Annotated in this window: 1 protein-coding gene; it reads left to right on the top strand. The window is 44.4% G+C overall.

Features of this window, described 5'->3' with window-relative positions; all coding sequences use genetic code 11:
• Window positions 1-459: 459 nt before the first annotated feature.
• The gene (locus tag D7Y06_RS25200; RefSeq protein ID WP_120410203.1) at window positions 460-1,146 is read left to right on the top strand and encodes a class I tRNA ligase family protein; all 687 of its coding nucleotides are present in this window, start codon (window positions 460-462) and stop codon (window positions 1,144-1,146) included.
• The last annotated feature ends 62 nt before the right edge of the window (window positions 1,147-1,208 follow it).

Below are 1,208 nucleotides of genomic sequence, written 5' to 3'. Positions count from 1 at the left end.
TATCACTTTTTTAGTATTGTGTTAAGCAAGTTACGATGCAAGCATCGGGGAATGTACCCCCCTATGATTCAATAAATCGTGTTATACTAACCCCACAGGCAAAGAAGAGAAGAGTAAATAGTTAGATATGTTACAGAAAGTCTGATTAGATGAGAGCAGGCACAGAAGGAACTATTGAACATGGTCTCGGAGCTGCGCACCGAAGCATTTTACAAATGCCAAGGCTGCGACGGGTTCACCCGTTATCGTGATAGACTATCGATGAATCATTTCTCATCCGTAGTTGACAAGGCTTATGCTGTGAAGTATAAGTGAATTTAGGGTGGTAACACGAAGCATGCGCTCTCGTCCCTGAAAATTTTTTCAGAGAGGAGGGCTTTTTGATTGCAAAATTTTATGCCGCATGGCAAAAAGATCTAACTTACAGTTCACCACTTTAAAACAGAAATGAGGTTTATCATGAAAAATATTTTAATCGGCGGGGCCTGGCCCTATGCCAACGGTTCCCTGCACATCGGGCATATTGCCGGGCTTCTCCCGGGAGATGTCCTTGCCAAATATCACAGGGCGGCAGGGGATAACGTATATTTTGTCTCCGGCAGCGACTGCCATGGAACGCCTGTGGGAATCCGGGCAAAAAAAGAGGGAAAAAGCCCCCAGGAAATCAGTGATTTTTATCACGAAGAATTTAAAGAAAGTTTCAAAAAACTAGGATTTTCCTACGACGTTTATACGAAAACATCTTCCGAAGAACACAAAGATTTTGTAAGGGATTTCCACAAAAAACTTTATCAGGGCAAATACGTTTACGAAAAAGAAGTCCCCCAGGCATACTGCAGGACTTGCAGAACATTTTTGGCAGACCGTTTCGTAACCGGAAAATGTCCCGTTTGCAGGGAATTTACCCGGGGCGACCAATGCGATGCCTGCGGTGCTGTGTTAGAGCCGGAAACGCTTACAAATCCATGCTGCGCCCTGTGCGAATCCCCCATTAGATTACCAGAACTTCCGATGAAACCGCCTGCAAAGACAGCCTGTACCAATGCGTGCAAATCATTGCCAACCTTGCGGTTTTGCTCTATCCCTTCCTGCCCTTTTCCTCTGAAAAAGTGTGCGGATGGCTTAATATCAGCCCTATGGTGTTAGTATATAAGTGTGGACAGAAAAAGTTGAACAACCTATACTATCAAGTGAAAGAGCAAAGGAGA

Origin of the sequence: Roseburia sp. 1XD42-69 (assembly GCF_003612565.1) — a bacterium.
Lineage (GTDB): Bacteria > Bacillota > Clostridia > Lachnospirales > Lachnospiraceae > Roseburia_B.
This window is presented reverse-complemented; position numbering and strand designations above follow the sequence as displayed.

Coding starts and splice junctions, on each gene's coding strand:
- D7Y06_RS25200 (WP_120410203.1), top strand. CDS start 460: ATGAAAAATATTTTAATCGGCGGGGCCTGGCCCTATGCCAACGGTTCC.